At 75.3% G+C, this 23,822-nt stretch carries 20 protein-coding genes; 11 read left to right on the forward strand and 9 right to left on the reverse strand.

Features of this window, described 5'->3' with window-relative positions; genetic code table 11:
- Positions 1-65 precede the first annotated feature (65 nt).
- Both hmgA and D1J60_RS08055 read left to right on the forward strand, forming a co-directional pair.
- The gene (gene hmgA / locus D1J60_RS08050) at positions 66-1,379 is read left to right on the forward strand and encodes a homogentisate 1,2-dioxygenase (protein ID WP_125820639.1); all 1,314 of its coding nucleotides are present in this window, start codon (positions 66-68) and stop codon (positions 1,377-1,379) included.
- A 72-nt stretch (positions 1,380-1,451) separates the two neighbouring features.
- Positions 1,452-2,201, forward strand: a complete 750-nt coding sequence (locus D1J60_RS08055) for a GntR family transcriptional regulator (RefSeq protein WP_125603515.1) — start codon at positions 1,452-1,454, stop codon at positions 2,199-2,201.
- A 39-nt stretch (positions 2,202-2,240) separates the two neighbouring features.
- Here D1J60_RS08055 and D1J60_RS37180 read toward each other — a convergent pair whose 3' ends face one another.
- The gene (locus D1J60_RS37180; RefSeq protein WP_164720859.1) at positions 2,241-2,411 is read right to left on the reverse strand and encodes a hypothetical protein; all 171 of its coding nucleotides are present in this window, start codon (positions 2,409-2,411) and stop codon (positions 2,241-2,243) included.
- A 172-nt stretch (positions 2,412-2,583) separates the two neighbouring features.
- Between D1J60_RS37180 and D1J60_RS08060 the strand changes: the two genes are divergently transcribed.
- On the forward strand, positions 2,584-3,705 hold the full coding sequence (locus D1J60_RS08060; RefSeq protein WP_164721045.1) for a type ISP restriction/modification enzyme: 1,122 nt from the start codon (positions 2,584-2,586) through the stop codon (positions 3,703-3,705).
- Between the two features lie 270 nt (positions 3,706-3,975).
- Here the strand turns inward: D1J60_RS08060 and D1J60_RS08065 are convergent, their stop codons facing one another.
- Positions 3,976-4,698: a TetR/AcrR family transcriptional regulator C-terminal domain-containing protein gene (locus D1J60_RS08065; protein WP_125820641.1), complete on the reverse strand. Its 723-nt coding sequence runs from the start codon at positions 4,696-4,698 to the stop codon at positions 3,976-3,978.
- A 78-nt stretch (positions 4,699-4,776) separates the two neighbouring features.
- On the opposite strand from D1J60_RS08065, the gene D1J60_RS08070 reads away from it, so the two are divergent.
- On the forward strand, positions 4,777-5,748 hold the full coding sequence (locus D1J60_RS08070; protein WP_125820642.1) for an ATP-binding cassette domain-containing protein: 972 nt from the start codon (positions 4,777-4,779) through the stop codon (positions 5,746-5,748).
- Positions 5,745-6,536, forward strand: a complete 792-nt coding sequence (locus tag D1J60_RS08075; protein WP_125820643.1) for an ABC transporter permease — start codon at positions 5,745-5,747, stop codon at positions 6,534-6,536. Before D1J60_RS08070 ends, D1J60_RS08075 begins: the two co-directional genes overlap by 4 nt.
- 32 nt (positions 6,537-6,568) lie before the next feature.
- Here D1J60_RS08075 and D1J60_RS08080 read toward each other — a convergent pair whose 3' ends face one another.
- Complete coding sequence (locus D1J60_RS08080; protein ID WP_125820644.1) at positions 6,569-7,525, reverse strand: hypothetical protein; 957 nt, start codon at positions 7,523-7,525, stop codon at positions 6,569-6,571.
- Positions 7,526-7,689: 164 nt separating this feature from the next.
- Here D1J60_RS08080 and D1J60_RS08085 point away from each other — a divergent pair, with 164 nt between their 5' ends.
- Positions 7,690-8,901, forward strand: a complete 1,212-nt coding sequence (locus D1J60_RS08085; RefSeq protein WP_125820645.1) for a CaiB/BaiF CoA-transferase family protein — start codon at positions 7,690-7,692, stop codon at positions 8,899-8,901.
- Positions 8,902-8,991: 90 nt separating this feature from the next.
- Here D1J60_RS08085 and D1J60_RS08090 read toward each other — a convergent pair whose 3' ends face one another.
- A complete protein-coding gene (locus tag D1J60_RS08090; RefSeq protein ID WP_007263256.1) occupies positions 8,992-9,261 on the reverse strand; it encodes a hypothetical protein in 270 nt (89 codons plus the stop codon).
- Positions 9,262-9,530: 269 nt separating this feature from the next.
- On the opposite strand from D1J60_RS08090, the gene D1J60_RS08095 reads away from it, so the two are divergent.
- Entirely contained in the window at positions 9,531-11,180 is a 1,650-nt protein-coding gene (locus tag D1J60_RS08095) for a serine/threonine-protein kinase (protein WP_125820646.1), read from the forward strand.
- Between the two features lie 16 nt (positions 11,181-11,196).
- On the opposite strand, the gene D1J60_RS08100 is transcribed toward D1J60_RS08095, so the two are convergent.
- Positions 11,197-12,006 carry an SGNH/GDSL hydrolase family protein gene (locus tag D1J60_RS08100; RefSeq protein WP_125820647.1) on the reverse strand — a complete coding sequence of 270 codons (810 nt, stop codon included), beginning with the start codon at positions 12,004-12,006 and terminating at the stop codon, positions 11,197-11,199.
- Between the two features lie 194 nt (positions 12,007-12,200).
- On the opposite strand from D1J60_RS08100, the gene D1J60_RS08105 reads away from it, so the two are divergent.
- Positions 12,201-13,292: a DUF5925 domain-containing protein gene (locus tag D1J60_RS08105; RefSeq protein WP_125820648.1), complete on the forward strand. Its 1,092-nt coding sequence runs from the start codon at positions 12,201-12,203 to the stop codon at positions 13,290-13,292.
- A gap of 460 nt (positions 13,293-13,752) precedes the next feature.
- Here the strand turns inward: D1J60_RS08105 and D1J60_RS08110 are convergent, their stop codons facing one another.
- On the reverse strand, positions 13,753-14,160 hold the full coding sequence (locus D1J60_RS08110; protein ID WP_125820649.1) for a GntR family transcriptional regulator: 408 nt from the start codon (positions 14,158-14,160) through the stop codon (positions 13,753-13,755).
- A gap of 53 nt (positions 14,161-14,213) precedes the next feature.
- Between D1J60_RS08110 and D1J60_RS08115 the strand changes: the two genes are divergently transcribed.
- The 3 genes from D1J60_RS08115 (at position 14,214) to D1J60_RS08125 (ending at position 16,870) form a co-directional block, all read left to right on the forward strand.
- Complete coding sequence (locus D1J60_RS08115) at positions 14,214-15,131, forward strand: GNAT family N-acetyltransferase (protein ID WP_125820650.1); 918 nt, start codon at positions 14,214-14,216, stop codon at positions 15,129-15,131.
- On the forward strand, positions 15,128-15,610 hold the full coding sequence (locus D1J60_RS08120) for a DUF402 domain-containing protein (RefSeq protein ID WP_125820651.1): 483 nt from the start codon (positions 15,128-15,130) through the stop codon (positions 15,608-15,610). The genes D1J60_RS08115 and D1J60_RS08120 overlap by 4 nt, the downstream gene beginning before the upstream one ends.
- A gap of 183 nt (positions 15,611-15,793) precedes the next feature.
- Positions 15,794-16,870, forward strand: coding sequence for a lytic polysaccharide monooxygenase (locus tag D1J60_RS08125; protein ID WP_125820652.1), 1,077 nt, complete (start codon positions 15,794-15,796; stop codon positions 16,868-16,870).
- Positions 16,871-16,928: 58 nt separating this feature from the next.
- On the opposite strand, the gene D1J60_RS08130 is transcribed toward D1J60_RS08125, so the two are convergent.
- From D1J60_RS08130 to dnaE, 3 genes are all read right to left on the reverse strand, one after another.
- A complete protein-coding gene (locus tag D1J60_RS08130) occupies positions 16,929-17,789 on the reverse strand; it encodes an alpha/beta fold hydrolase (protein WP_125820653.1) in 861 nt (286 codons plus the stop codon).
- 1,001 nt (positions 17,790-18,790) lie between these two features.
- Entirely contained in the window at positions 18,791-20,098 is a 1,308-nt protein-coding gene (locus tag D1J60_RS08135) for a hypothetical protein (RefSeq protein ID WP_125820654.1), read from the reverse strand.
- Positions 20,095-23,748, reverse strand: coding sequence for a DNA polymerase III subunit alpha (dnaE, locus tag D1J60_RS08140; protein ID WP_125820655.1), 3,654 nt, complete (start codon positions 23,746-23,748; stop codon positions 20,095-20,097). The genes D1J60_RS08135 and dnaE overlap by 4 nt, the downstream gene beginning before the upstream one ends.
- Between the last annotated feature and the right edge of the window lie 74 nt (positions 23,749-23,822).

The raw sequence follows: 23,822 nt of genomic DNA on the forward strand, positions 1-23,822 counted from the left end.
GACGGGGAGGGGCCCGGAATCCTACTGTCGACCATAGGATTCCTTCGAGGGAGCGGGAGCAGCCCATGAGTGAGCAGGCCAGGAAGACGGCGGAGGCGCTGGAGTACCTCACCGGCTTCGGGAACGAGCACAGCTCGGAGGCCGTGCCCGGCGCGCTCCCGCTCGGCCGCAACTCCCCCCAGCGCGCCGCCCTCGGCCTCTACGCCGAGCAGCTCAGCGGCAGCGCCTTCACCGAGCCGCGCCGCCACAACCGCCGGTCGTGGCTCTACCGGATCCGCCCCTCCGCGGCCCACCCGGCCTTCACCCGCGTGGACAACGGCGCCCTGCGCACGGCCCCCTTCACCGACGCCGTCCCGGACCCCAACCGGCTGCGCTGGAACCCGCTGCCCGACCCGGCCCCCGGCACCGACTTCCTGGCCGGCCTGTGGACCCTCGGCGGCAACGGCGACGCCACCCAGCGCACCGGCATGGCCGTCCACCTCTACTCGGCCAACGCCGACATGACCGACCGGGTCTTCAGCGACTCCGACGGCGAGCTGCTGATCGTCCCCGAGCGCGGCGGCCTGCTGCTGCGCACCGAGCTCGGTCTGCTGAGCGCCCGCCCCGGCGAGGTGGCGCTGATCCCGCGCGGCGTCCGCTTCCGCGTCGAACTGCTGGACGACGACGCCCGCGGCTACGTCTGCGAGAACTACGGGCAGCCCTTCGAGCTGCCGGACCTCGGCCCGATCGGCGCCAACGGCCTGGCGGCGGCACGGGACTTCCGGGCGCCGGTGGCCGCGTACGAGGACGTGGAGCGCCCGACCGAGGTGGTCAACAAGTTCTGCGGCAACCTCTGGTCCGCGACCTGCGGGCACTCGCCGCTCGACGTCGTCGCCTGGCACGGCACGCACGTCCCGTACGTCTACGACCTGCGCAGGTTCAACGTGATCGGGTCCATCAGCTACGACCACCCCGACCCGTCGATCTTCACCGTGCTGACCTCGCCCTCCGACACCCCGGGACTGGCGGGCGTGGACTTCGTGGTGTTCGCCCCGCGCTGGCTGGTCGGCGAGGACACCTTCCGGCCGCCGTACTTCCACCGCAACGTGATGAGCGAGTACATGGGCCTGATCGAGGGCGCCTACGACGCCAAGGCCGAGGGGTTCGTACCCGGCGGCGGCTCGCTGCACAACATGATGTCCGCGCACGGTCCGGACCGGGAGACCTTCGACAGGGCCAGCGCCGCCGAGCTGAAGCCGCAGAAGATCGACGACGGCCTGGCCTTCATGTTCGAGACCCGCTGGCCGATCACCGCCACCCCCCAGGCGGCGGGGGCGGAGCACCTCCAGCGCGGTTACGACGGCGTATGGGAGGGTCTCCAGCGGCACTTCCGCGCCTAACATGCCGGTGTCCCCCTGCGCACCGCCCCGCCCCGTCGTCCTATGACGGCCGGCCCGTACGGAGAACGACCCGTGACCGCCTTCGCCCCCGACTCCCTGGTACTCAACCGGAAGCTGCCGCTCTGGTACCAGGTGTCCCAGTCCCTGCGCGCCTCGATACTGGGGCGCACTCCGGACGCCCCGCTGCGGCTGCCGACCGAGGAGCGGCTCGCCGAGCACTACGGGGTGAGCGTGCTGACCATGCGCCAGGCGCTCAAGGAGCTGGAGGGAGAGGGCCTGATCAGCCGGCACCGGCGGCGCGGGACCTTCATCGAGCCGGGTGCGATGCGCAGCGCCCCGGTGCGGCTGCTCGGCTCGGTGGACGCGATCGTGGCCCAGCAGTCGGGTGACCTGACGACGGTGCTGGGCCGTGAGCGGACGCCCGTGGCCGGGGAGCTGCTGGAGCACTTCCCGGACACGGCGGAGGTGGTCACGTACCGCAGGCTCCGGCGCGACGGGGGGAGCGGGGAGCCCACCAACTGGGCCGAGAACGCGGTCCGTCCGGAGCTCGCCGACGCCGTGGACCTGGCCGACCTGGAGCGCTGGCCGATGACGAAGGTGCTGCGCGACGTGGTCGGCGTACGGATCAGCCGGATCACGGACACCGTGGAGGCGCGGCTCGCCGACCCGGTCACGGCCGAGCTGCTGGAGGTCCCGCTGCTCAGCCCGATCCTGCACTACACGGGCGTGACCTACGACGAGGACGGGCGGGTCGTGGACGTGGCCCGGATCCGCTACCGGGGCGACCGGTTCTCCTTCACGGTGACGGTCGAGGCGCCCTGATCCCGGCGGCCCGGCCGCGTCCCCGGCCGGGCACGGGCACTACTTCTGCTGCTCGTTCTCCTCGGCGAGGCGTTCGCCCTCGGCCTGCGAAGGCGTGGTGCGCATCGCCTGGGGGTGGTGGCGCTGCTCCCGCTCCCGGTCGTCCATGTCCTCGTCGAGCCGCTCGCCCTCGGCCTGCGACGGGGTCGAATACTCGTCGTACATGCTCATCGCCGGCTCCTCGGTCGGTACGGGTGCGTACACCGGTCGGTACGGATCCGTACGTACACGGCGTATGCCCACATAAGGAGCGTAACGCTTCGGCCGGGACACGGCCCCGCCCCGGCGGGCCGTCGCTACCATCGGCCGGGTGAGCGCTGACGTACCGCTGCTGGACGATCTGATGCCCTGGGCCGTGGACGGCCTGCGCCTGGGCCGGGACTGGGTGGCGGCGCCCGACCCCGCCGTCCTGCGCGCCCGCTGGACGGCCCTGACCGACGCCGAAGGGGCGGAGCGGGAGCGGCTGTTCCGCCCGAGCCGGACCCGTACGCCCTCCGCCGGGGCGGCCGCGCTGCCCGGCCAGCGCTCGGCCACCGCCCGGTTCGCCGACGCGCCGGGCGCCTTCCCGGACCCCGTACGGGTGCTCCGCGCGCCCTTCGACGAGCAGTGGCTGCTGCCCGACCAGCGGCTCATCGACTCCGCCCGCCCCGAGCTGTGGCGGGTGCGCGACGCGCAGCAGGTGTTCCTGCTGGAGGCCCCCGGCCTGCTGGCCACCGCCCACCTCCCGGCGGGCCGGCTGGGCCGGATCCGGCCGCTGCACCGGCGGCCCGGCGGGGCCGAGCCGAACCTCGCGCCGGGCCTCCTGGCCCTGCTGGGCGGGCGCCACGGCGGCTGGGTCACCCCGGAGGACGTGCTGTGCTGGATCCTCGCCGCCGGCCGGCCGGGGCCCCGGGGGTACGAGGTCCCGCTGGCGGCCGACCCGGAGCGCTGGAGGGCCGGCCTGGAGCTGGGACACCGCCTGCTGACGGTCCAGCTGCGCGGGGCGCGCGGCGGGGAGCCGCCCCGGCTGCCGGGCGGGCGGCGGCCGTACGTCCGGGCGGCGGTCACGGGCTGGCCGGCCGGGCTCGGCCACGACGCGGAGTCCGAGACGCTGACCCTCGGGGACGGGGCCGTCTCCCCCGTCCCGGTGGAGGCCTGGGAGTACGAGGTGCAGGGGGTCCGGGTGCTGGAGGCGTGGTTCGCCGCCCGCTGCGCGCACCGGGATCCGCAGGCCGGCGGCCTGGAGGGGCTGGGGCCCGCGGAGTGGCCCCAGTCCTGGACCTCGGAGCTGCTGGCCCTGGTGACGACGCTGGCGCTGCTGGCCGCGCTGGCGCCGGAGCGGGAGGCGTTCACCCCCGGGCCGCTGCTGCCCGCCGCGGAGCTGGAGGCCGCCGGGGTGCTGCCCCCGCCGCGCTGGGCCCGGCGTCCGGCCTCGGTGCTGGACCACCAGGAGGAGGGGCCGGGCGGGCAGTTCGCGCTGCTCTGACAGGCGCGGGGGCCCGGGCGGGCAGCGCCCCGGCGGGCGGCACGGGCGGGCGAGTTCGCGCCGCCCCGACACGGGCGGCGGCCCGGGCCGGCGGCACCCCGGCGGCCCGGGCCGGCGGTTCACGCCGCTCCCGCACGCGCGGCGGGCACGGGCCGGCTGTTCACGCCCGTCCGGCAGGCGCAGGGCCCGGGCCGGCTGTTCACGCCCGTCCGGCAGGCGCAGGGCCCGGGCCGGCGGTTCGCGCCGTCCTGACCGCCGGCCGGGGACCCCTCAGGACCACCCCGCCAGCAGCCGGGACACGGCGCGGTCGAAGACGTCCGTCATGTCCGTGCCGGCGGCGGTGACCGGGGTGCCCTCGGTGAGGGCCGCCGTGAGCCTGGGGTACTCCCCCGTCGCCAGCCGGGAGCCGAGCCAGGCCGTCCGTACGCCTTCCTCGGCGGCCTCGCTCCAGGGGAGCGAGCGGGCCCGTTCGGCCAGGGCCAGTTCCCCCGCCACGAAGGTGGCCACCATGCCGTTGACGGACGCGATGAGCTCCAGTTTCTCGCCCCCGGACGCCTCCAGCGGCTCCAGGCAGGCCAGGCTGTGCTCCAGATACCGCAGGGCGTTGGGGCCGAAGCCGTAGACCGGGCTCAGCAGCCGGGGCAGCCAGGGGTGGCGGCGCATCAGGGCGCGGGTCTGCCGGGCCAGGGCGAGCAGGTCGTCCCGCCAGCGGCCGCTCGGCGGGGTGAGGTCGTACTCGCCGCTGACCGCGTCGACCATCAGCTCGTACAGGTCCTCCTTGCGGGGGACGTAGTTGTACAGGGACATCGTCCCGGCGCCGATCCCGGCCGCCACCCGCCGCATGGAAACGGCCTCGATCCCCTCCGCGTCGGCGATCCGTACGGCCTCGGCGGCGATCGAGTCGCGGCTGTGCGCGGGCCGGGGCCCGCGGCCGGCCCGCTGCGGGCGGGCCCAGATCACTTCTGGTTCAGCGGGGCGCCCGCCGGCTGTCATCGGTCACATCACCTCGTCGTTGGTCTCCGCCCCCATCTTAGTTACGTACACCGTACGTAGTGCGGTAGGGTGCGACGCATGACGACTACGTACGCTGTACTTAGTGAGGGTCTGGAGAAGCACTACGGCGAGGTGCACGCCCTGCGCGGGCTCGACCTGGCCGTGCCGGAGGGCACCGTCTGCGGACTGCTGGGCCCCAACGGCGCGGGCAAGACCACCGCCGTGCGGATCCTGACCACGCTCACCGCCCCCACCGCCGGACGCGCCCTGGTCGCCGGCCACGAGGTCACCGCCGACCCGGCCGCCGTCCGCCGCGCCATCGGCGCCACCGGCCAGTACGCCTCCGTCGACGGGGACCTGACCGGCCGGGAGAACCTCCGGCTGTTCGCCCGCCTCGCCGGACTGCGGGGCCGGGCCGGGCGCGGGCGCGCGGACGAGCTGCTGGAGCGCTTCGGCCTCGGGGAGGCCGCCGACCGGGTGGCCGCCGGCTGGTCGGGCGGCATGAGGAGGCGTCTGGACCTGGCCGCGGGCCTGGTCACCCGCCCCCGCGTGCTCTTCCTCGACGAGCCCACCACCGGACTGGACCCGGCGGCCCGGGAACAGATCTGGACGGCGGTGCGCGGCCTGGCCGACGAAGGGACCACGGTGCTGCTGACCACCCAGTACCTGGAGGAGGCCGACCGGCTCGCCGACGACATCGTGGTCGTGGACCGGGGCCGGACCGTCGCCACCGGCACCCCGGCCGCCCTCAAGGCCCGGATCGGCGCCCGCGCCGAGGTCACCGTCGAGGGGCCTGCCGCCCTCGCGGGCGCCGCCGCGGTCCTCGACCAGCTCACCGGGGGCCGCCCCGCCCTGGACGAGGAGCGGCTCACGGTCGGCGTGACCGTGCTCGACGGCGCGCTCACCCTGCCCCGGATCATCCGCGAGCTCGACACCGCCGGGATCCCGGTGACCGACGCGAGCCTGCGCCCGCCCACCCTCGACGAGGTGTTCCTGCGCCTCACCCGGACCCCCACCACCCCCGCCGACGAGAAGGAGCACGCGGCATGACCACTCTGCTGTCGGACGGCGGCGCCGTCCTCACCCGCCAGCTCCAGAAGGCCCGGCACGCCCCGGCCCTGCTGGTGCTGACCCAGACCATGCCGATCGCGATGCTGCTCTTCTTCGGCTACGTCTTCGGCAGCGCGCTCGCCATGCCGGGCGCCGAGTACCGCGAGTTCCTGGTGCCCGGCCTGCTCGCCGCGACCGCCGCCAACGGCCTCATGACCGGCATGTTCACGGCCGCGCAGGACGCCCACCGGGGCGTCATGGACCGTTTCCGGACACTGCCGATGAGCCGGGCCGCGGTCCCGCTGGGGCAGACCGCCGCCGACCTGCTGACCACGGCGGTGTCGATGGTGCCGCTGATGCTGGTGGGGCTGGCGATGGGCTGGCGGGTGGAGAACGGGCTGCCCGGTGCCCTGGGGGCGCTCGGCGTGCTGCTGCTGTTCCGGTTCGCCGCCGCCTGGGTGGGCACGTACCTGGGGCTGGTGAGCCGCAGCGAGGAGGCCGCGGGCCAGCTCGGCAGCGCCACCTTCGTGCTGCCGATGCTGTCCAGCGCGTACCTGCCGACGGCCGGACTGCCCGGCTGGCTGCGGACGGTCGCGGAGTGGAACCCGATCAGCGCCGTCGCCACCGCCGTACGGGAACTGTGCGGGAACGCGGGCGGCGCGGCCACGGCGCCGGGCGCGGCCTGGCCCGCGTCGCATCCGGTGGCGGGCGCCGTGCTGTGGTCGCTGCTGCTCCTGCTCCTGTTCGTGCCGGCGGCCACGCGCCGGTTCGCGCGCGGCCGGGGCTGAGGACGGGTCAGGACCCCTCCCCGTGGCGGACGTCAGGGCAGCGGTGCGATCGGGACCTGCACGCTCACCGGGACCGTCTCGGCGTGCTGGTTGCCGTCGAGCGCGTCCGTCAGGGACGTCTGGGTGTCGGCCGTGAAGCGGCAGCCGACGACGGCGATGCCGCACACCCGGTAGCGGACGACCACGGAGGCGGTGGCGCCGGAGCGGATCGAGCCGACGGTCTGCGGCACCGGGCCGAGCCGGGTGATCCCGGGGCCCGTGGGCGGGGCGTCGAGCAGCTTGACGTTGAAGGCGTCACCGGAGCCCGTGTTCCGGATCCGGTACTCGACGCTCAGCGTGCGGGAGAGGTAGTTGCCGAGGCCGCCCCAGTAGGCGCGGTGGGTCACGGCCACCTGGGGCTGGAGGAGCGAGACGGGGCCCGTGAGGTTGAGGCTCCACGGCTTGCCGGTGCCGGGGGTGGCGTCGGCCGTCACCGTGAACGATCCCGTGCCGGTGGCGCCCCGGTAGGCGTTCGCCGGGGTGGAGTCCGGGACGACGGTCCAGGTGCCGGACCCCGTCACCGTGGTGCCGTTGTACGAGAGGGTCGGGGAGGAGCAGGTCCCGGCCTCCAGGGCCAGCGTCAGGGTGCCCCTGGCGTTGGACAGGGCGACCCGGGCGTCGTCCCCGGGGAGCGCGGCCTGGGTGGCTCCGACCCGGAACGGCAGGCTGACGCCGAGCTGGGAGGGGAGCGAGGAGAAGGCGCCCGGGTTCAGCGAGGCGCTGCCGGTGAGCAGCCGGCCGTCGGTGAGCGGGCCCGAGGGGCAGGCGGGGGCGCCCGTGACGACGCCAGCCGCACTGGAGGCGCTCACGTTCAGCGGGTCCGGGACGCGGCCCGCCGCACCGGCCGGTGCCGTGGTCACCGCCACCCCCGCCAGCAGCGCTGTCACCACGACCGCCGTACGCCGGACTGCGGAGCGGGCGGGGGATGCGGCGGCGGTCGGGGCTCTCATGGGCGACCCTTCGGTACGGCGCGAGGACGGACGCCCGCACCTTACGCATACAATCCGGTCATTTCGCCGGACCTGTGTTCCGGACACGGGTGACAGACCCGGCTTCCACCCGGTAGGCAGACCCCATGGCTACCGACCCCACGGCTACAGACCCTTCAGACCCTTTGGCCACAGACCCCCGGGCCACCGAGCCCCTCCCCCTCGCCGGCCTCACCGTCGTCGCCGTCGAACAGGCCGTCTCGGCCCCCTTCGCCACCCGCCAGCTCGCCGACCTCGGAGCCAGGGTGATCAAGGTCGAGCGGCCGGACGGCGGCGATTTCGCGCGCGCCTACGACACCGCCGCCCAGGGTCTGGCCTCGCACTTCGTGTGGGCCAACCGCGGCAAGGAGTCCCTCGCCCTCGACCTGAAGGACCCCCGCGGGCTGGAGGTGCTCCACGGCCTGCTGGAGGACGCCGACGTCTTCGTGCAGAACCTCGCGCACGGGGCGGCCGCCCGGCTCGGCATCGACGCGGCCTCCCTGTGCGCCCGTTACCCGCGCCTGGTCGCCGTGGACGTCTCCGGCTACGGCCCCGAGGGCCCGTACGCCCACAAGCGCGCCTACGACATGCTCGTGCAGTGCGAGGCGGGGCTGGTCTCGGTGACCGGCACCCCCGAGCGGCCGGTGAAGGCGGGCATCCCGGCCGCGGACATCGCGGCCGCCATGTACGCCTTCTCGGGCGTGCTGGCCGCCCTGCTGCGCCGTGGCGTCACCGGGCGCGGCGGCCCGGTGGAGGTGTCGATGCTGGACGCGCTCGCGGAGTGGATGGGGCATCCGCTGCACCACACCATGCACGGCGGGGAGCAGCCCGTACGGACCGGCCTCGCGCACGCGGTGATCGCGCCGTACGACGCCTACGCGACGGCCGACGGGGACCGGGTGCTGCTGTCGGTGCAGAACGACCGGGAGTGGCGGCGCCTCGCGGCCGGGGTGCTGGACCGGCCGGACCTGGCGCAGGACCCGGCGTACGCGACGAACGCGGCCCGCACGCGCGGTCGGGAGAAGACGGACGCGGTGGTGGCACAGGCCCTCGGCCGGCTCGGCGCGGACGAGGCCGTGGCGCGGCTGGAGGCGGCCGGGATCGCCTGTGCGCGGCTCAACTCGGTGGCGCAGCTGGCCGGGCACCCGCAGCTGGCGGCGCGGGACCGCTGGCGGGAGGTGGATTCGCCGTCGGGCCCGCTGCGGGCGCTGCTGCCGCCGATCGGGCTGCCGGGCGGCGCGGAACCGCGGATGGGTGCGGTGCCCGCGCTCGGCGAACACACCGACGCGCTGCTGCGCGCCCTGGGGATGACGGGCGCGCAGATCACGGCATTGCGCCGGGACGGTGTGGTCGCCTGAGGCCGGGGTGGCGCCGGGGGTTCCCGGAAGACGCCGGACGGGAGGACGGGGCCGGGTCGCAGCCGGACGGGGGACCGGCTGCGCTGACGGTCAGGTGCGGCGGCTGCCGAAGAGCGTGCGCCGCAGCCTGCGCAGCGGTGCGAAGAGCGCGACGCGCGCGCTCCGGCTCCGCTGGACGTGGGTGTGGTCGCGCGAGGTGAGCTCGCGCATCAGCAGGGTCGCCTCGGCCACCTCGTGGCGCGGGGCGGCGGGACCGCCCAGCACGGCGAGGTGGCGGTCGAGGCGCGAGCTGACCGCGCTGCTGCCGCAGGTGATGGCAGGCACGCGGGGCGGCCTGCTGCGCATCGTTATCTGTTCCATGTCTCTCCCCACCCGTACGAGGGCACCCGGCCCGGGCAGGGTAACCCTATCGCCCCCGCAACGCCCGCGGGTATCCCGGTGGTGTGAATTACCCCTGTAATTACGGGTAGTTGACGATTACTCAGCGGAGTCGACCGTCACTCTCCGTGCCAATGGGCCGACTTGGAGGGCCCTGTACAGCAGTCGGTGACAGTGTCGTCACGACGGGGGCCACCCGGCCCGCACTGCGCTAACTTGGAGTGATCACCCGGTGACGCAGGGGGGCTCGCGTGAACGGTAGCGAAAGCGGGGACGCCGGGCGTGTCATCGCCGGCCGGTACCGGCTGCTCGGCCGGTTGGGGCGCGGCGGCATGGGCGTGGTGTGGCGGGCCCGGGACGAGGTGCTGGGCCGCGAGGTCGCCGTCAAGGAGGTGCGGGCCCCCGCGGGGCTGGACGCGGCCGAGGTCGAGCGGATGTACCGGCGGCTGGAGCGGGAGGCGTGGGCGGCCGCCCGCGTCTCGCACCGCGGGGTGGTCACGGTCTACGACGTCGCGAGCGAGGACGGCCGCCCGTGGATCGTGATGGAGCTGGTGCGCGGGCTCTCCCTGGCGGAGGTGCTGGAGGGCGAGGGCCCGATGACCCCGCAGCGCGCCGCGCACATCGGCGAACAGGTCCTGGCCGCGCTGCGGGCCGCGCACGGCGCCGGGGTGCTGCACCGGGACGTGAAGCCGGCCAACGTGCTGGTCGCCAATGACGGCAGGGTGGTGCTGAGCGACTTCGGGATCGCCCGTCTGGAGGGCACGGCCGCGCTCACCATGACCGGCGAGGTGGTCGGGTCCCCCGAGTTCCTGGCCCCGGAGCGGGCGTTGGGGAACGAGCCCGGCCCGGAGTCGGACCTGTGGTCGCTGGGGGTGATGCTCTACGCGGCCGTGGAGGGGGTCTCGCCCTTCCGCAAGGACACCCCGCTGTCCACCCTGCGGGCGGTCGTGGAATCGGAGTTGCCCCCGCCGCGCCGGGCCGGGCCGCTGGAGCCGGTGCTGGAGGGGCTGCTGCGCAAGGACCCGGCCGAGCGGCTGTCCGCCGCGGAGGCCGCCCGGATGCTGCGGATCGTCGGCGCGGGCGGGGCGGTACGGGACCCCGGCGGGCCGGTGTCGGGGGCGGACGCGCCGACGGTCGCCGCACGGGCCGGGGCCGGGGCGGGGCACGGGTACGGGCGGACCCCGCCGGTGCCGGTGCCGCTGCCGGCACCCGCGGCGGAATCCGGGGGCGGCTCCCGCGGGCCCGCGGGGGCGGTGCTGACCCTCGGGATCGTGGTGCTGCTGCTGGGGCTGGTCCTGCTGGGGTGGCTGCTGCTGCGGGACACCTGGGGCGAGGAGGAACCGGGGGACACCCCCTCGCCCTCGGCGGCCCCCTCGGCTTCGGCCTCGGCCTCGGCGTCCGCTTCGGCATCGGCATCGGCCTCGGCCTCGGCATCCGCCGGTGCCACCGCCGCGCAGAGCGTCACCCTGTACGCCCACGCCACGCGCCCCGAGTACCGCGGGAGCTGCCCGCCGGCCGAGGTGGCCGCGCCCGCCTTCACCGGGACCATCGAGGTGGCCCGGATCCCGGCGGTGGTGGAGTACCGCTGGGTCAGGCGCGGTGCGGGCGGCGGGCCGGCCTCCGACTGGCAGAGCATCGTGTACGAGGAGGGCGGTGCGCGTACCCGCCAGCTGAACCACACCGAGCCGGGCGATCCGGCCGGCGCGAGTTTCCGCGACGCGGTCCGGCTGGAGGTCCGGGCACCGGCGCAGACGGCTTCCGCGTGGCTGGAGTACTCCCTGACGTGCGTGAAGGAGACCCCGACGGGCGGGGCCTCCTCCCCCGGTTCCCCCGGCCCCTCCGGTTCCCCGGCCGGGACGCCGACGCCCGCGCCCACACCGAGCGCGGGCGTCAGCCCCTAGGGACGGGTCCCGCGGATCAGACCTTGCCGGAGAAGACGGGCAGGTAGCCGCCGGACTGCCCGGCGGCCGTGGGGTGGTACGACTCGCCGATGTTGGTCCAGTTGACGCTGTGCAGCCAGGCACTGCCGGAGCAGATCTCGTGGCCGGTGAAGGCTCCGACGACCGAGGCGAAGGTGTAGCCGTGGTCGGCGGCGCGCTTGGCGATGGCGGCGTTGAGGTGGTCCGCCGCGCCGTTGATGGCGGAGCGTTCGCCCTCCGTCAGGCCGGCGACGCAGGTGCCGCTCAGCTTGTAGAAGCGGGGATAGCCGAGGACGACGACCTTGGCCGAGGGGGCGCGGCCGCGGATCGCGTCGTAGACCTGGTCGAGCTGGCCGGGGAGGGTGGTGTCGACGTACCGCTTGGCCTCGTTGGCCCGGTTGACGCAGGTGGATTCGGACTGCAGGACGCAGGTCGTCATCACGTCCGAGAACCCGGCGTCGTTGCCGCCGACGGTGATGCTGACGAGGTCGGTGCCGGAGTTGAGGGGGCCGAGCTGACCCGAGAGCACGTCACCGGTACGGGCGCCCGAGCACGCGGTGAAGGAGAAGGTCTGCGGGGAATGGGCGGCGGCCCACAGGGCCGGGTAGGCGCGGGTGGTGCGCTTGCAACTGCCACTGGAACTGTCGTAGTTGCCGGCGCCGACGCCGGAGGAGTACGAGTCGCCGAGGGCGACGTAGCCGAAGTCGGCCTGCGCGGCGGAGGCCTGGCCGGCGCCGAACAGGGCGGCGCCCGCGGCGAGTAACAGGGAGGAGGTCAGGGCGGCGAAACGCGACATTCTCTTGCTCATGTGTGTGCGGCTCCTCGTGGGGGGGGTTACCACTGAGTCCGTGGTACAAGCAGCCGGGCCTGGCCGGAAGTGTTCATGCCAAGAATGTTCGGGGCGGGAATCTTCACCCCGGCCGCGTTTGAAGAGGGAACCCGTCCACCCGATCCGGCGAAACACAGGTGCACGGGGGCACTTCGTGCCGGATCATGGGCGCCATGCCAGCAGACCCGCATGACGCGCTGCCGATCCGGCTCCATGTCGACGACAGCGACTCACCGTCGGATGTCGTCGACGCGCTGTTCCTCGGCCGGTTCGCGACCGGCGAGCAGCCGTACGCGCAGAGCGTCACGATCGAGCGGGTGAAGGCGGAAGCCACCCTGCTGCCCCCGCGCGCCACCGTGCTCCGCGCGGCCCGCGACACCGACCGCAGCGCCACGCTCGCCGAGGGCGAGGGCTGGACGGTCCTGGTCTCCCGCTGGAGCCGGGGGGCGGACGTGACCGTGACGGCGGTCAGCGACGAACTCGCGGAGAAGGTGCTGGGCGAGGCCACCGAGGGGGCGCGGGACGAGCCCGAACCGCAGCCGGAGAACGTCACGATGGGGTTCTGGTACGTCTCCCCGCGCCGCGGCCCGTACCGCACGACCCGGCAGATCTCCGCGGGCACGTGGGAGGACGTCCGGCCGAACTACACGGCGCCGGTGGCGCTGGCGATGGACCGGCTGATGAAGGTCACCCCGGACGACATCGCCGGCCGGCTGCTCCTGCTGCACGGGCCGCCGGGCACCGGCAAGACCTCGGCGCTGCGCACGCTGGCGCGGTCGTGGCGGGACTGGTGCCAGGTGGACTGCGTCCTGGACCCGGAGCGGCTGTTCAACGACGTGGGCTATCTGATGGACATCGCCATCGGGGAGGACGAGGGCACCGCGAAGGGCCGGTGGCGGCTGCTGCTGCTGGAGGACTGCGACGAGCTGATCCGCGGCGAGGCCCGGCACACGGCGGGCCAGGCGCTGTCCCGGCTGCTGAACCTGACGGACGGGCTGCTGGGGCAGGGCCGCAACGTCCTGGTCGGCGTCACGACGAACGAGGACCTCGAACGCCTCCACCCGGCGGTGGTCCGCCCGGGGCGGTGCCTGGCCCGCATCGAGGTCGGCCGGCTGACCCATCCGGAGGCGGTGGACTGGCTCGGCACGGACGAGGGCGTCTCCCGCGAGGGCGCCACCCTGGCCGAACTCTTCGCCCTCCGGCGGGGGACGGGGCCGGCGGCCGTGCCGGCGCAGCCGGCGCGGGAGGCGGGCCTGTACCTGTGACTCCGTCCGGCGGTTTACGGGGCCGGGGCCGGCCGGCCGGGGGCGCGTGTGCCGGTCGGTCGGGGCGGGGGCGCCGCTGCGCGGGGCGGAGTCCCCTACCCACCCTTCGCCCGTTCCCCGGGCTGCGCCCGGACCCCTCCTGGGGGCTCCGCCCGCAGACCCCCGCGCCTCAAACGCCGGCGGGGCTGGATGTATCCAGCCCCGCCGGCGTTTGAGCGCACCGGGCGCGCAGCGTCCGGTACCGGGGTCAGGGGCGGAGCCCCTGGGAACGGTGGAAGGGCGGGTAGGGGACCCAGCCCCGCGCAGCGGCACACCCACCCGCACACGCCCACCGGCACCAGCAACGCGAACCGGCCCCGCCCCGCCCCGACAGCCGGAGGCTGTCGCAGCGGCGCGAAGCCGGGGAGGCCCCCCAGGGGCCGAGCCGTGCGAGCGGCGCGTCAAGAAGGAGTGCGGCGCGTCAAGAAGGAGTGGCGTAGCGGGCGCGGACGGCCTCGGCGGCGGCCGCCACGGCTTCCGCCTCCGTGAGGCCCAGCCGGTGGGCCCGGTCCGCGAACGCCTGCGCGGCGGCGGCCGCCTCCCGCGAGGAGCCCTCCGCCGCCGCGACGAACGTCCCGTGCCGCCCGCGCGTCTCGATCAGCCCGTCGGCCTCCAACGCCCGGTACGCCTTGGCGACGGTGTTCGCGGCCAGCCCCAGTTCCTCCGCCAGCCCCCGCACGGTCGGCAGCTTGTAGCCCGCCGGCAGTGCTCCCGACCGGGCCCGGTCCGCGATCTGCGCGCGCAGCTGTTCGTACGGGGCGGCCGAGCCGGCCGAGCCGTCGATCCTGATCCTGAGGTTGGTCGAGGTCACGGGCCGATTCTCCCCCATCCGGCGCGTAATTCGCAGGCGCCGCAGGGTTCTCCGCCCGTAACGTCCGCCCCATGACCATCCACGTCCGCGACGTCCGCCCCGAGGACCTCCCGTCCGCCGAGGCCGTCGTACGGATCCGCCGTGCGGCCCTGCCCTTCATGATCAGCACCCCCTCCGCCGTCGCCCACGAACTCACCTCCGCCCGCCCGGAGAAGCACTACCGTCTGCTCCTGGCCGAGACCCCCGACGGACGTCCCGTCGGCACCGCGCAGGCGGGGGTGTCCTTCGTGAACGTCCACGTCGACCCCGCGCACCAGGGCCTCGGCGCCGGGACCGCGCTGCTGCGCGCCGCCGAGGAGCACCTCGCGGCGAGCGGCGCGGTGGACGTGTACGCCTGGGTGCTGGACGGGCCCGCGCACCGCGGCTTCGCCGAGCGGCACGGCTACCGCGCCGGCCGCAGCGCGCACTTCCTGCGGCTGGACCTGGCGGCGGGCGGCCTGCCTCCCCTGCCCGGGGAGCTGCCCGCCGGGGTGGAGCTGCGGCCCGGGTCGGCCTTCGCCGCCGATCCGCGCCCGCTGTACGAGGCCGACGCCGAGGTGACGGCCGACGAGCCGGGGGACGTGCCGATCGAGCTGGACGACTACGAGGACTGGCTGGACACCGTCTGGCGCCAGCCGACCCTGGACCACGAGCTGACGACGGTCGTCCTCGTCGACGGGGCGGTCGCGGCCTTCACCGCGGCGCGCACGGACGGCGCGACCCGCTACGGCACGGCGATGACCGGCACCCGGCGCGCCTTCCGCGGCCGCGGGCTGGCCAAGCTCGCCAAGACCGACTCGCTGCACCGGGCCCGCGCGGCCGGGTACACCGAGGCTTTCACCGGCAACGACGCCGGAAACGACCCGATGCTCGCGATCAACGCGTGGCTGGGGTACGAGACCTGCGCGACCGAGACGCGCTTCGCCAAACAGCTGGGAGCAGCCCGATGACCGTGTCCTGGACCGTGACCCTGACCAAGGCCGGCCGCACCAAGATCAGCTATCCGGCGGCGCAGGTCGCCGACGACGGGGACCGGATCTCGGTGCGCGCCCCCTGGGCCGCGGAGGGGGTGAAGGACTTCGGGTTCGTCCGCTTCGAGCCCGGTGACGTGTTCGTGGAGCACTTCTGGAGGACGCGCTGGTACGCGGTCAAGGAGGTGTGGACCGGTGAGGGCGTCCTCAAGGGCTGGTACTGCGACGTGACGCGGCCCGCCGTGGTCCGCGGCGGCGAGATCGTGGTCGACGACCTGGACCTCGACCTGTGGGTGTCCGCGGACGGGAAGTCCGTGCTGCGGCTGGACGAGGACGAGTTCGCGGCGAGCGGGCTGGCGGAGAGGGACCCGGAGGCGGCCGCCCGGGCCGTACGGGCGCTGGACTCCCTGGAGGAGCGGGCGCACACACCGGAGGGGCTCGCCGGCCTCCTCGGGTAGGCGCCGGTCGGGGGGTTCCTGTCGGCCCGCTTAGGCCTTCCTTAAACGAACCCTAAGGATCCCCTCGCGGGGCCCCGTCGGGGCCGAACGGGCTTGTCCGCGGGCTAGCTTGGCGGGGCCAGGGAGGGCCGCCGGCCGGTTCCGCTGGCGCTTCCCCGCCTTGCGCCCGAAGGAGATCCACCCATGCCCGCACGCCGTTCCCGCACCGCCGCCCGTTTCGCCGCCGCCGGTCTGGCCCCGCTCGCGGTGGCCGCGTACGCCGCCGGGCCGGCGGCCGCCCACGGATCGATGACGGACCCGGTCAGCCGGGTGGCGGCGTGCTACGCGGAGGGTCCCGAGGCCCCGAAGTCGGCGGCGTGCAAGGCGGCCGTCGCGGCGGGCGGGCCGCAGGCGTTCTACGACTGGAACGGCGTGAACATCGCCAACGCGGCCGGGCAGCACAGGTCGCTGATCCCGGACGGGCAGCTGTGCTCGGCGGGCAACGCCAAGTACAAGGGGCTGGACCTGGCCCGCGCCGACTGGCCGGCCTCCCCGATGACGGCCGGCGCGCACACCTTCCGCTACAAGGGGACCGCCCCGCACAAGGGCTCCTTCGAGCTGTACGTGACGAAGGACGGCTACGACCCGTCGAAGCCGCTGAAGTGGTCCGACCTGGAGCCGGCGCCGTTCGCGAAGGCCACCGACCCGGGCATGAAGAACGGCGACTACGTCTTCGGCGGCACGGTCCCGAAGAAGACCGGCCGCCACCTGATCTTCAGCATCTGGCAGCGCTCGGACAGCCCGGAGGCGTTCTACACCTGCTCGGACGTGGTCTTCGGCAAGGACGGCGGCGGCAGCGGTACGGCGCCCGGTACGGGAACCGCCCCGAGCGCGAAGCCGTCGGCCGGCTCCTCCTCCGCCAAGCCCGTGGAGCCGCCCAAGGCGCCGACGGACCAGCAGATCTCCGACGGCGCGGGCAAGTCGACGATCGAGCACAACGGCCACGGGGACAACGACCCGAAGACGAACGGCAGCGCGGCCGCCACCCCGATCGCCGCCGCCCCGGCCCCCGGCGGGGACTCCGCCGCGCCCTCGCCGGCCGGCACAGGCGCCGGCACCGGCGCCGGCACCGGCGGGGACCTGGCCGCGACCGGCGGCAGCTCCGCGACCCCGCTGATCGCGGTCGCCGGGGCCGGGGCGCTCGCGGCCGGTGCGGCCGTACTGTTCGCCATGGCCCGCCGCCGCCGCGCGACGGCGACGGCCGGCCGGGACGTCCGCTAGCGGACGGGCGCCCGGCCCGCGCCGGGCACGCACCGGGCGGGCCGCCCGCGCCCCGGTCTCAGTCGAAGACCGAGGCGCAGGTGGTGCGTTCGGCGTGGGCCGGGTCGAGGGCGTTGAGGGCCTCGTGCCAGGCGATGCGGTCGGTCAGGCCGATGGCCACGTGTTCCGAGAGGTCCAGCGGGCACAGGTCCTGGAGCACGACGTTGCGGACGTCCGGCCCTTCGAGGAAGGCGCTCCGGTACGGGGTGACCACCTCGTCGTACCTGGTGGCGATGACCGTGTACTTCACCCCGGGGACGGTGTCGCCGCCCGCGTTCAGCTTCTGCTGGAAGGCGGAGCCGGCGATCTGGTCGGCGAGTCCGGGGGTGGCGGTGCTGATCAGGTCCTCGGCTCCGGGGAAGTACGGGAGCAGCTGGGCGAGTCCGGACAGGGTGGTGCCGTGGTTGTCGGGGGCGAGGCCGACGAGGGCGTTGACCTTGGCGGCACCGCCGAGGAACTTGAGGTAGTAGCGGGGCATCATGCCGCCCTGGGAGTGGCCGACCAGGTCCGCCTCGGGGGCGCCGGTGGAGGCGAGGACCTTGTCGACGAAGGCGTCGAGCTGGCCGGCGGACTTCTCGATGGGCCCGAGGCCGTTGAAGAAGGGGACGCCGGGCAGCTGGCCGTAGTCGAGGGAGTAGACGCAGTAGCCGCGGTGGACCAGGTAGGGGGCGAACCCGAGCCAGTTGTCGACGGAGTTCCCGAAGGTGCCGTGGACCAGGACGACGGGCCGGGGATGGGCGGCGGACGGCTTGCAGGACCAGTTGTTCCAGCCGCTGCTGGGGGCCGAAGCGGCCTGGGCGGCGCCGGTGGGGGCGACGAGGGCGGCTGTGGCGAGGGCGAGGACGGCCAGCGGGCGGAGCAGGCGTCTCCAGGGCAGCATCGTGTGATCTCCTTGCGGGTCAAGGGGAATGCGTGGGGGTTCGTCCCGTGATCCGGATCACAAGGGGGGCTGCTGCGGCTAAATTACGGTCCAGTAGCAAAACTTGGAAGTTACGCGGCGGTAAAAACTGGCGTGTCGAGCCTGCCTCCAGTGCCGCACGGGAACAATGGACGCCCCTGGACCCGGACTTGAGGTGAGCGCCCGCCATGCAGACGGCCCCCGGAGCCGGCACCGCCCTGGCCACCCCGCCCCGGCTGGCGACCGATCCGCTGGTCGCCGCCGTCACGGAGGCCGCCATACGCGTACTGGCGCCGGAGGCCGAGCGGACCGCCGTCGACGGGGTGCCGCGCACCCACCTGGACGCACTCGCCGCCGCCGGCGCGTACGGGCTGGTCGGATACGAACCGGACCCGGCCGAGGGGCTGACGGCCCGCCAGGTGTTCCGGGAGGTGCACGAGGTACTGGCGGCGGTGGACCCCTCGACCTGGTTCGTGTGGACCCAGCACGTCCCGCTGGCCAAGGCCCTGCTCCAGGCGGCCGGCCCGGCGGGGGACGCCCTGCGCCGGAGCAGGCTGGCGGACCTCGCCTCCGGGAAGACGCGCGCCACCGCCGGCTTCGCCTTCCTGCGCCATCCGCGCCCGCCCGTCACCGCCCGGCGGGTCCCGGGCGGATGGCGGCTCGACGGGCGGATGCCCTGGGTGACGGGGTGGGACCTGGCCGACACCCTGTTCGCCGGCGCGGTCGGCCCGTCGGACGAGGCGGTCCTGGCCCTGGTCGACCGCACCGACAGCGGCCTGGGCTCCGCCGCGGGGGCCCCGCTGTGGGCGATGGGCGGTACGCACACCGCCACCGTCGAGCTGCGCGACGTCCGCGTGCCCGACGAGCGGGTGGCCGGGGTGCTGCCGCGGACCGACTGGATCCGCGCCTACGACCTGGAGAACGCCGACGCGCAGCCCGCCGTCTTCGGCCAGCTCCGCGCCACCGCCGCCTTCCTCCTCCAGTCACCGCCGTACGAGGACCTCGGCCTGCGCCTCGCCGAGCGCACCGCCCGGCTGCGCGCCGAGGCCTACGCCCTGCGCGACGAGGTCCCGCGCGGGGAGCGCACCGGGGACCGCCTCACCCTGCGGGCCGCCGCCCTGGACCTGGCCGTCCGGGCGGCGGCGACCTGCGTGGCGGTGGCGGGCGGCCGGGCCGTCCAGTACGGGCACACCGCCGGCCGGCTCTCCCGCGAGGCCCAGTTCCACCTGATCCAGGCCCAGACCACCCCGCTGCGCGCGGAGACGGCCCGGCTGATGCTCGACGGGGTCTGAGCGCCGCCGCACCGGGCCCGCCACCGACGCGGGGCGGACCGTGCCGGGGCCGAACCGGGCGTTGGCGCGGTCAATGGCGGCCTCCACCGTCAGCCGGGACTCGCGGACCGGGTCCAGCGTGAGCTGGCGGGTCACGTCCTCCGCGGCCGTGAGGTCCTCCGCGCGCAGCACCATCCCGGTCAGCCGGGCCCGTTGCAGGCCGGCCGCGTCCATCAGCCGGTACGCGAGGGTGCGCAGGTCCTCGTCGTGGGCCGAGGGCTCCGCCAGCCGCCGGGACCTCTCCCACCGGGTGCCGCCCGCGAAGCGCAGGGTCAGCGACAGGGACCGGGCGGCCTGGCGGCGTCCGCGCAGCTGTGCGCCGAGCCGGACCACGAGGCCGAGCAGCTCGGCCCGGGCGTGCGGGCCGTCCAACTCCTGGCGGGTGAACCCGGTGCGGACGGCGGCGGAGGAGGGCAGGTCGCGCGGGGTGACCGGGCGCGGGTCGATCCCGCGGGCCCGCTCGGCCGCGAGCCGGCCGGCCCGTTTGCCGAGGATCCGCTCGACGACCCCGGGCGGGACGTGGGTGAGCGCCCCGACGGTGTGCAGCCCGTACCGGCGCAGCGCCTCGGCCTGCCGGGAGCCGAGCCCGTACAGCTCCTCCACCGGGAGCGGGTCCAGGAAGCCCGCCACCGCCTCCGCGGGCACGGCCAGCACCCCGCCGGGCCCCTGGATCCGGGCGGATGCCATGGACGCCACCGCCCAGGTGGCGGCGACCCCGATCCGGACGTCGGTGCCCAGCCGGGCCACCGCGCGCAGCCGGACCACCTCGGCGATGCGGGCGGCGTCGGCGCCGAAGTACCGCTGGGCGCCGCGGACCTGGACCAGCGCGGCGCGCGGCGGCAGGGCCTGGACGAGCGGGGAGAACTCGCGCAGCAGCTCCAGCACCTCGCGGTAGCCCTCCCCGGGCAGGGTGGGGGCGCAGCGGACGTGCAGCACGCCGGCCGCTGTGGCGGCGCTCATCCCGCGCTCCCCGGGCTGGAGTGCCACAGCTTGCGGCCGGTGGCGGCGCGTTCCCCGGGCGGCTGGAGGTCGGCCCAGGGGTTCATCTCGTAGCCGGTGGGGAGGTGGATGCGGCGGCCGTTGCCGGTGCCGCCTCCGTCGCCCTCGCCCTCCCCGGGGAGGGGTTCGGCGAGGCGGGCCGTGACCGCCTCCAGGCCGCTGTGGGCGCGCAGTTCGGCCAGCTCGGCGAGGTTCCAGGCGGCGGACCCGACCACGCTCAGGCTCTGCGGGCCGCGGCGCTGCACGACTCCCCGTACGAGCAGCAGGAAGGAGTGGAAGACGGTGTGCGCGCAGGCCTCCTGGCTGTCGTCGAAGAAGGCCAGGTCGACCAGGCCGGTGCCGTCGTCGAGGGTGGTGAAGATGACGCGGCGGCCGGAGCGGATCGGCGGGGTCTGGGTGGCCGCCTTGGCGCCCGCGACGAGGACGGTCCGCCCGTGTCCGGTGTCCCGCAGGCGGGCGGCCGGGGTCACGCCCAGCTCGGCGAGGAAGGCGTGGTGGTCGTTCATCAGGTGGCGGGAGGCGTCCATGCCGAGGACGCCGAGTTCGGCGCTGAGCCGTTCGGCGTCGCTCAGGTCGGGCAGGCCGACGGGAGCGGTGGACCGGCCGCCGCCGAGGGGCAGTTGGGCCGCGCCGCTGGTGCCGGCGGCGCGCTGGGCGCCGTGCAGTTCCGTCACGTGCAGGAGCAGGTCGCGGCGGTTGGCGCCGAACGCGTCCAACGCGCCGACCTGGGCGAGCCGTTCGGCGACCGGTCGGCCCGGGTGGGCGCGGTCCCAGAAGTCGCGCAGGGAGGCGTACGGCTGTCCGGCCTCGATCCGGCGGGCCTCGGCTTCGCTGATGCCGTGGACGTCGGAGAGGGCGAGCCGCAGCCCCCACCGTTCCGGCCCCCTCCCCTCCTGGGCATCGGACACCAGTTCGATGCGGTGGGCGGCCGCCGAGCGGTTCACGTCGAGCGGCAGCACCGGCACGCCCCGCCGCCGGGCGTCCGCCAGCAGCAGCCGCTTCGGGTACATCCCGGGGTCGTGGGTGAGCAGCCCCGCGTAGAAGGCCGCCGGGTGGTGGGCCTTGAGCCACGCCGACTGGTAGGTGGGCACGGCGAAGGCCACGGCGTGGGCCTTGCAGAAGCCGTAGCTGCCGAAGGCCTCGACGATCTCCCAGGTCCGGGCGACCACCTCGGGCGCGTAGCCGCGCCCGGCGGCCGTCGCCGCGAACCAGGCCTTGATCCGGCCCTGGGAGTCCGGGTCGGAGAGCCCGCGCCGCACCCGGTCGGCCTCGTCGCGGCCGCAGCCGGTCATGACGTGCACGATCTCGATGATCTGCTCGTGGAAGACCACCACCCCGTACGTCTCGCTCAGTGCGTCGGCCAGGTCCGGGTGCGGGAAGCGGACCGGGGCCCGCCCGTGCCGGGCCTCGATGAAGGGGCGCACCATGTCGGCGGCGACGGGGCCGGGCCGGAAGAGGGAGATGTCGACGACCAGGTCGTGGAAGGAGTCGGGCTGGAGCCGGCCCACCAGGTCGCGCTGTCCGGGGGACTCGATCTGGAAGCAGCCCAGCGTCTCGGCGGAGCGGATCAGTTCGTACGTCGGCCCGTCGCCCGGGGGGACCTGCGCGGGGTCGTCGAGGTCGAGGTCGAGGCCCGTGGCCCGCTTGAGCTCGGTGACCGCGTGCGCCATCGCGGACTGCATGCGCACGCCCAGCACGTCGAGTTTGAGCAGCCCGAGGTCCTCCACGTCGTCCTTGTCGAACTGGGACATGGGGAAGCCCTCGCCGCTGGTGGGCACCACCGGGGTGCGGGCGAGCAGCGAGGCGTCGGAGAGCAGCACCCCGCACGGGTGCATGGCGGTCCCGCGCGGCAGCGCGTCGAGCGCCTCGACGAGGTCCCACAGCCGCTCGTGCTCCTGTGCCCGCCCCTCGCGCAGCTCGCGGAGTTCGGGCAGTTCGGCCAGGGCCGCGCGGGCGTCGCGGGCCCGGATGTGCGGGAAGGCCTTGGCGAGCCGGTCGACGGCGGCCGGGTCCATGGACAGGGCGGCGCCGACGTCGCGGACGGCGTGGCGGACCCGGTAGGTCTCGGGCATGGCGACGGTGGCGACGCGTTCGGCGCCGAAACGGCCGATGATCCGGCGGTAGACCTCCAGCCGGCGGGCGGATTCCACGTCGATGTCGATGTCGGGCAGCACGCGGCGGCGCTTGGACAGGAAGCGCTCCATCAGCAGGCCGTGCTCGACGGGGTCGGCGTGCGCGATGCCGAGGAGGTGGTTGACGAGGGAGCCCGCGCCGGAGCCGCGCGCGGCCACCCGGATGCCCGTCTCCCGTACGTCGTCCACGACCTGGGCGACCGTCAGGAAGTACGAGGCGTAGCCGTGGTGGGCGATGACGTCGAGCTCCTCCTCCATCCGGTCCCAGTACGCGCGCCGCCCGGCGTAGCCGCGCAGCACCATGCCGGCGGAGGCGCGGGAGGCGAGCACCCGCTGGGCGGTGCGGCGGTCGGCGCCGACGAGGCGGGCCTCGGGGAAGTGCACGGAGCCGATGCCGAGGTCGTCCTCGGGGTCCACGGAGCAGGCCTCGGCGGTCTCCCGGGTCCGGGCGAGCAGCCGGCGGGCGTCGGCGGCGCGCAGTCCGGCCGCCTCGGCGATCCGTTCGGCGGCCTCGGCCATGGCGGCGGGGTCCTTGAGCCACCGCTCGCCGCTGTCGCGGGTGGTGCGGGGGCCGAGGGGGACGAGCCTGCGGGCGGCGTCGAGGACGTCGGCCACGGAGCCCTGGCCGGGGTCGGCGTACCGGACGGCGTTGGTCAGCACGGCCGTGACGCCCTGCTCGGCGGCGAAGCCGACGGTACGGGCGGCCAGGCGCAGCGAGCCGGGGCCGGTGCCGGTGCGGCCGTGGTGGACGGCCTCCAGGCGCAGGGCGTCGCCGTAGACCTCCCGCCAGGGCGCGAGCAGCCGCGCGGCCCGGTCGGGTCGTCCGGCGGCGAGCGCCCGGCCCACCTCGGAGCCGGGCCCGAGCAGCACGAACACCCCTTCCCCGCGCAACGCCTCCCACGACAGCCCGCGGCCCGCGGCGGAGCCCGCCCCCGCGAACCGGCCGTCGGCGTCGAAGCCCCCCGGCACCACGAGCCCGTCGCCGGAGCCGCCACCGGCCCCGTCGGCCCACCCGGCCGGGCCGGAGCCGGGGACCGGGACGGGGCCCGCGGCCCCGGCTCCCTCTCCCCGGCCGGCCGGGGCGAAGGCGGTCGTGACCATCCGGCACAGTTCCGCCCAGCCGGCGGCCCCGTCCCGGGCCAGGAAGAGCGCGCGCGGGGCGGACTCGTCCACGAAGGCGCCGCCCCTGACGGGGGTGCGCCTGCGGTACGAGGCCTCGCCGGCCGGGCCGGAGCCGCCCGGCCGGTCGGCGGGCGATCCCCCGGGGGGCACGGCCAGATCCACGCCGAACAGCGGCCGGATCCCGGCCGCGGCGGCCGCCTTCGCGAACCGCACCGCGCCCGCGAGGCTGTCGCGGTCGGTGAGGGCGAGGGCGTCCATGCCGCGCTCGGCGGCTCGCCGCGCCAGCCGCTCCGGGTGTGAGGCCCCGTACCGCACGGAGAACCCCGAAACGGTGTGCAGATGCGTAAAACCAGGCACCCGCGGCCCTCCTGCTTCGCTCGACCTTCGACCTCCCCCTTCTCCACCATAGAGCAATTCGAATACCCGTGCGA

Source organism: Streptomyces sp. W1SF4, from assembly GCF_003950035.1.
Lineage (GTDB): Bacteria > Actinomycetota > Actinomycetes > Streptomycetales > Streptomycetaceae > Streptomyces > Streptomyces racemochromogenes.